We start from the raw sequence: 6,000 nt of genomic DNA on the forward strand, positions 1-6,000 counted from the left end.
ATCCGTCCGGTTACGCCGCCATCCGCTCAGTTCTGCGGATCCGGCCGTTCCGGCGGCTGTGGATCGTGCTCGGCGCAGCCTCCTTCGGTGACTGGTTCGGCCTGCTGGCCACCTCGGTCTTCGCCGCCTCCCAGGTGCAGGGCAGCACCGCGAAGGGGGCGGCCTTCGGTGGTGTCATCGCGATCCGGCTGCTGCCCGCGCTGGTGCTCGGGCCGGTCGCCGGTGTGCTCGCCGACCGGTTCGACCGGCGCTGGACGATGGTCATCTGCGACCTGCTCCGCTTCGTCCTGTTCGCCTCCATCCCGATGGTGGCGCTGGCCGGCGCGAGCGGCGCGATGGTGGTCCTCTGGGCGACCGTCGCCACCTTCCTGATCGAGTCGATCACGCTGATCTGGATTCCGGCCAAGGAGGCCGCGGTCCCCAACCTGATCCCGCGCGCCCGGCTGGAGGCGGCCAACCAGCTCACGCTGATCACCACGTACGGCCTCACCCCGATCCTCGCGGCGCTGGTGGCTGCGGCGCTCGACCGCAGCGTCCGGGCCGTCGCCGGCGGCGACCTCGGCTGGGCAGAGCCGGCCCAGCTCGCGCTCTGGGTCAACTCCTTCTCGCGGCTCGCCACCGCCCTCGTGGTGGCGTTCGGGATCAAGGAGATCAGCCAGGCGCAGACCGGCGAACGGCAGCGCACCGAGCAGAGCATGGGGCGCCAGTTCGCCGAGGGCTGGAAGTACATCGGCCAGACCCGGCTCGTCCGCGGTCTGGTGCTCGGCATCTTCGGCGCGTTCGCCGGCGGCGGCATCGTGATCGGCACCGCGAAGTTCTTCGCCGCCTCGCTCGGCGCCGGCGACGCTGCCTTCTTCCTGCTCTTCGGTGCCATCTTCGTCGGCCTGGCCCTCGGCCTCGGCCTCGGCCCGATGGTCGTCAAGGAGATGTCCCGCCGCCGTTGGTTCGGCATGAGCATCGTGCTGGCCAGCGCCGCCGTGATGACCCTCGCCTTCGCCATCCACCTGTCCATGGCGATCGTCGGCGCGGTCCTGGTTGGTGTCGGCGCGGGAATGGCCTTCCTGGCGGGCACCACCCTGCTCGGCGGCGAGGTGGCCGACGAGGTACGCGGGCGGGTCTTCGCGGTGGTGCAGATCGGCACCCGGCTGGTGCTGATCCTGGCCATCGGGCTGAGCAGCCTACTGGTCGGTGTGGGCGGCTCCCGCAAGTTGGTGATCGCCGACCTGGGCGTGTCCGTCTCCTCGACGCGGTTGCTGCTGCTCGCCGCGGGGGTCGCCGGCATCTTCGCCGGGATCAGCGCGTTCGGCCAGATGGATGACAAGAAGGGCGTCCCGGTCCTCGCCGACCTCTGGGGCTCCATCCGGGGTCGGCCGCTGATGCCGGCCGAGCCGTTCGTCTCCGCCGGGCTCTTCGTGGTCTTCGAGGGCGGTGAGGGCGCCGGCAAGTCCACCCAGCTCGCCGCGCTCGCCGAGCGACTGCGCGGCCAGGGGCGCGACGTCGTGGTCACCCGCGAGCCCGGGGCGACCACCGTCGGTCAACGGATCCGGTCGCTGGTGCTGGACACCTCCGGCGCCGAGGCGCCCTCGCCGCGCGCCGAGGCGCTGCTCTACGCCGCCGACCGGGCGCACCATGTGGCCGCCGTGGTGCGGCCCGCGCTGATCCGCGGCGGCGTGGTGATCAGCGACCGGTACGTCGACTCGTCTCTGGCGTACCAGGGCGCCGGGCGGACCCTCCCGGTCGACGAGGTCTCCTGGCTCTCCTCCTGGGCTACCGGTGGGCTCAAGCCCGACCTGGTGGTGCTGCTGGACGTCGAGCCGCAGACCGGCCTGTCGCGGGTGGAGTCGCGCAGCGAGGGCGTCGACCGGCTGGAGGCCGAGTCGATCGCGTTCCACGAGCGCGTCCGGTACGCCTTCCTCGACCTGGCCGCCGCCGACCCGAAGCGCTACCTGGTGCTCGACGCGTCCCGGCCGGCCGAGGAGATCACCGGGCAGGTGATCCGGCGTGTCGAGGAGATGCTCGGAAGTCCGGGCGGCATCGTGCACCCCCGGCCGGCGCAGGGCCCGGACACCTCGGTGCAGCCCGAGTTATCCGACGCGGAGCTGGTGACGATGGAGCATCGAACCTGATGCCGGACGTCTTCGCCGACCTGGTCGGTCAGGACGAGGCGGTGACCGAGCTGCGCCGGGCGGCCGTCGCGGCGGCGTCCGTGCTGCGCGTGGGCGCCGCCGACCGTACGCCCGCGCTGATCGCCGCCGGCCCGACCGACACGGACGGCGGGGCCGGAGTCGACCCGAGCGCCGGGATGACCCACGCCTGGATCTTCACCGGGCCGCCCGGCTCCGGCCGCTCGGTCGCCGCGCGGGCCTTCGCCGCCGCCCTGCAGTGCGTGCACGGCACCGGCTGCGGCGAGTGCCCCGGCTGCCACACCACGATGGGCGGCACCCACGCCGATGTCCGGATGGTGGTGCCGGAGGGGCTCTCCATCGGCGTCGGCGAGATGCGCGCGCTGGTGCTCCGCGCGGCGAGCACCCCGTCCGGCGGGCGCTGGCAGGTGGTGGTCATCGAGGACGCCGACCGGCTCACCGAGGCCGCTGGCAACGCGCTGCTCAAGGCGATCGAGGAGCCCCCGCCGCGTACCGTGTTCCTGCTCTGCGCCCCGTCCACCCACCCGGACGACATCTCGGTGACCATCCGGTCCCGCTGTCGGGTCGTACCCCTGCGGCAGCCGTCGGCCGCGGCGGTGGCCGAGGTGCTGGTCCGTCGGGACGGCATCGCGCCCGACGTGGCGCAGTGGGCGGCGGCGGCGGCGCAGGGGCACGTGGGTCGGGCCCGCCGGCTGGCCCGCGACCCGGAGGCCCGCAAGCGGCGCGAGGCGGTGCTCGCCGTGCCGCGCCGGCTGACCGGCGTCGGCGCGGCGTTCGACGCGGCGTCAGCGCTGATCGAGGCGGCAGAGGCCGAGGCCGAGGCGGCGGTCACCGAGGCCGACACGGCCGAGCGGACGGCGCTGGAGACCGCGCTCGGCGCCGGCGGCACCGGCCGGGGCGCGGCCGGCGCGATCCGGGGCGCCGCCGGGCAGCTCAAGGAACTGGAGAAGCGGCAGAAGTCGCGGGCGACCCGGGCCCAGCGGGACGCGCTGGACCGGGCGCTGGTCGACCTGGCCGGTTTCTACCGGGACGCGATCACCATGGCGCTGCGCGCTCCGGTCGCACCGGTGCACACCGACACCGCCGTGCTGGCCGGCGCCGGGGCGCAGAAGTGGGTCGCCGAGGGGTCGCTGCGCCGGCTGGAAGCCGTGCTCGCCTGCCGGGCGGCGATCGAGGCGAACGTCAAGCCACGGATCGCCGTCGAGGCGATGATGCTCGCCCTCTGGAAGGGCTGAGCGCCGCTTTCGTGGCGTGGTCCCGGCCGGCGGACCCGTCATCCACAGGCATCGACACGCACGATTGCTGTGCGGTACGGTCCGGTGTGCTGTTGTGACGGTGACAGCACGCTCAGTGAGGGGTCATCCGGGAGGAGTCGGCCGATGCCGCGGGGGGAGATCGACGAAGCCTGGATCGAGGAGGCGGTGCGGCGCTACCGCCGGATCGAGTCGCTCCAGGCCGAGTTCGACCAGGCGGTGTCGACCGTCGAGGTCACCGTCCGGTCGCCGGACGGGCTGGTCGAGGTGGTGGTCACCGCCGGTGGGCGGATCACCGACGTCCGGTTCCTCGGGCCGCTGCACAGCCGCAGTCCGCGGGACGTGGCCGGTTCCGTGCAGGCCGCGGTCACCGCAGCGGCCGACGCCGCCGAGTGGGCCCGGGAGAAGCTGCACAACGAGACGTTCGCCGCCTACCGACCGCTCGCGGGGGCCTGAGATGGACACACTGCGCGCGCTCTCCGCCCGGCTGGACGAGGCGAGCGCCACGCTCACCGCCCTGTCCCGCACGGTCACCGCCAGCGATCCCGCCCAGGCCGCCTTCGGCACGGACGCTCCGGGGCGCCCCGGCGAGATCGGCCGCGCGCTGCACCGGCAGTGGACCGCCGCCACCGACGACCGGGCCCGCGAGGCGCGCGCCGCCGCCGGCCGGCTGGCCGCCGCCGCCTCCGCCGTGCGCGAGGCAGCCGACCGCTACGGCGAGGTCGACCGCGCCGCCCGCCGCCGCATCACCGGGGAGCCCTGATGGATCCGCTGGACCGGCTCGCCGAGCCCGGCCTGGACCTGCTGCGCCGGGTGGACGCCCTGCTCGCCGCCGGCGTCCCCGAGGGGCACCGGGTCTGGCCGCTGCTGCGTCGGATGCAGGTGCTCCCGGGCGACGCGGTCCGCGGCTTCCTCGACCTGCATCCGGCGCCGCTCGCCGGCGCCGGGCACGCGGTGCGCCGGCTGATCCGGGGGTACGACGACGTCTCGACCGCGCTCACCGACCCCGTGCTCTGGTCCGGGCCGGCAGCCTCGGCGTACGGGCAGGAGCGGGCGGCGTTGCTGCGCCACCTCGACGAGGGGCCGGAGAGCCTGGTCGGGCGCCTGGAGTCCACCGCCGGTTACGCCGACGCCCTCGCCGACTGGGTGGAGGGCACCCGCCTCGCCCTGGCCCGCACTCTGGCCGACATCCTCCGCTCGGCCGAGGCGGTCGCCGTGGTCGCCGCCACGGCCACGGGGACGCCGCTCCGGCCCGGCCCGGTGGGGCCCGGCGTGGCCGATGCGGCCGAGATCGCCGCGCGGGTGCTGGCGGCGCTCTGCGTCGCGTACGACGGCGCGGAGACGCTGCTGCGCCAGTGGGCGCCGAGTCTGGTCGAGTCCACGTGGCGGCCCCCGGTGGACGGTCGACCCCGGTACGACCAGACCACCCGGGTCGGCTGGTAGCCGGACACCGCGCCCCGGACAGGCCACGGCGTCGCCCGCGGGCGCCGGCCTGAGCCGGCGTCGGCGGCGACGCCGTGGTCTTCCCCCTGCACCCCCCGCAGGTCTGCCTCCACTCAACGCCGCCCGGACGCGTTTGTCCCCTACCGCGGCCCGGATTCAACCGTCCGGGCGAGGAGTAACGGCACGACGGGGTGGGCCCGCAATCGGTCAAGTCGACGGTCATGGATGGCAGCGAGGGGTAGTCGTCCGGCGACGGCCGGCGCGCCCTTCGGCGGTGAACCGTCGTAGGGTGGGGTGCATGGGCATGCTCTGCGCGGTCAGCTTCAACCGGTACGGGCGCCTCTACTACCTCGACCCCGGCGAGTTGCGCCCGCAGGTCGGCGACAAGGTGCTGGTGCCGACCGACGACGGGCCCGAGGTGGCCGAGTGCGTCTGGGCCGCGCAGTGGGTGACCGAGGAGACCGAAGGTTTTCCCCGGCTCGTGGGGCTGGCCGGCGACGACGATCTGCGCCGGGATGAGGCGCTGCGCCGGCGCAAGGCCGAGGCCAAGGTCGCCGCGAAGCGGCTCATCCGTGCGCACGGCCTGCCCATGAAGGTGGTGGCCGTCGACCACGTGCTCGGCTCCGCCGAGGGCGGCGGCGAACGCAGCACCGTCTACTTCACCGCGCCGCACCGCGTGGACTTCCGCTCGCTGGTCCGTGACCTGGGCGCCACCCTGCACTGTCGCGTCGAACTGCGGCAGCTCTCCGCACGGGACTCGGCGCGGGTGCAGGGCGGCATCGGCTCATGCGGACGGGACCTGTGCTGCGCCACGTTCCTCACCGACTTCGAGCCGGTGACCATCCGGATGGCCAAGGACCAGGACCTGCCGCTCAATCCGCTGCGCATCTCCGGCGCGTGTGGCCGGTTGATGTGCTGTTTGAAGTACGAGCATCCCCTGTACGCGAGATTTCAGGAGACCGCCCCGGCGGTCGGCGCCCGTGTCACCACGCCGGAGGGGGAGGGCCGCGTGATCGGCCACAGCGTCCCGAGAGACGCGGTGACCGTGCGCCTGGACGCCGACGGCTCGCGCTCCATGTGCTCCCGCGCCGACGTCTGCGGCTCCCGCCGCGCCTACGAAAGCCGTGACCAGTCCGGCCCCGAGGGCCCAACCCCAACCC

General features: G+C 74.4%; 6 protein-coding genes. All 6 read left to right on the forward strand.

Annotated elements, in window-relative coordinates; translation table 11 throughout:
- Positions 1–38 precede the first annotated feature (38 nt).
- On the forward strand, positions 39–2,126 hold the full coding sequence (gene tmk / locus EAD89_RS11200; RefSeq protein ID WP_255421264.1) for a dTMP kinase: 2,088 nt from the start codon (positions 39–41) through the stop codon (positions 2,124–2,126).
- The gene (locus EAD89_RS11205) at positions 2,126–3,379 is read left to right on the forward strand and encodes a DNA polymerase III subunit delta' (protein WP_121675639.1); all 1,254 of its coding nucleotides are present in this window, start codon (positions 2,126–2,128) and stop codon (positions 3,377–3,379) included. The genes tmk and EAD89_RS11205 overlap by 1 nt, the downstream gene beginning before the upstream one ends.
- A gap of 144 nt (positions 3,380–3,523) precedes the next feature.
- Positions 3,524–3,853 carry a YbaB/EbfC family nucleoid-associated protein gene (locus EAD89_RS11210; RefSeq protein WP_053659404.1) on the forward strand — a complete coding sequence of 110 codons (330 nt, stop codon included), beginning with the start codon at positions 3,524–3,526 and terminating at the stop codon, positions 3,851–3,853.
- A 1-nt stretch (position 3,854) separates the two neighbouring features.
- Positions 3,855–4,160, forward strand: coding sequence for a hypothetical protein (locus EAD89_RS11215; protein WP_121675640.1), 306 nt, complete (start codon positions 3,855–3,857; stop codon positions 4,158–4,160).
- A complete protein-coding gene (locus EAD89_RS11220; protein WP_121675641.1) occupies positions 4,160–4,840 on the forward strand; it encodes a hypothetical protein in 681 nt (226 codons plus the stop codon). The genes EAD89_RS11215 and EAD89_RS11220 overlap by 1 nt, the downstream gene beginning before the upstream one ends.
- 298 nt (positions 4,841–5,138) lie before the next feature.
- Positions 5,139–6,000 (forward strand): regulatory iron-sulfur-containing complex subunit RicT (locus EAD89_RS11225; RefSeq protein ID WP_121675642.1); only part of this gene is annotated, 862 nt, incomplete at its 3' end.

The organism is Micromonospora sp. BL4, from assembly GCF_003667505.1.
Lineage (GTDB): Bacteria > Actinomycetota > Actinomycetes > Mycobacteriales > Micromonosporaceae > Micromonospora.

Excerpts from the sequence above, each read along its gene's own strand:
- EAD89_RS11205 (WP_121675639.1), top strand. The coding sequence starts at position 2,126 with ATGCCGGACGTCTTCGCCGACCTGGTCGGTCAGGACGAGGCGGTGACC.
- EAD89_RS11210 (WP_053659404.1), top strand. The coding sequence starts at position 3,524 with ATGCCGCGGGGGGAGATCGACGAAGCCTGGATCGAGGAGGCGGTGCGG.
- EAD89_RS11215 (WP_121675640.1), top strand. The coding sequence starts at position 3,855 with ATGGACACACTGCGCGCGCTCTCCGCCCGGCTGGACGAGGCGAGCGCC.
- EAD89_RS11220 (WP_121675641.1), top strand. The coding sequence starts at position 4,160 with ATGGATCCGCTGGACCGGCTCGCCGAGCCCGGCCTGGACCTGCTGCGC.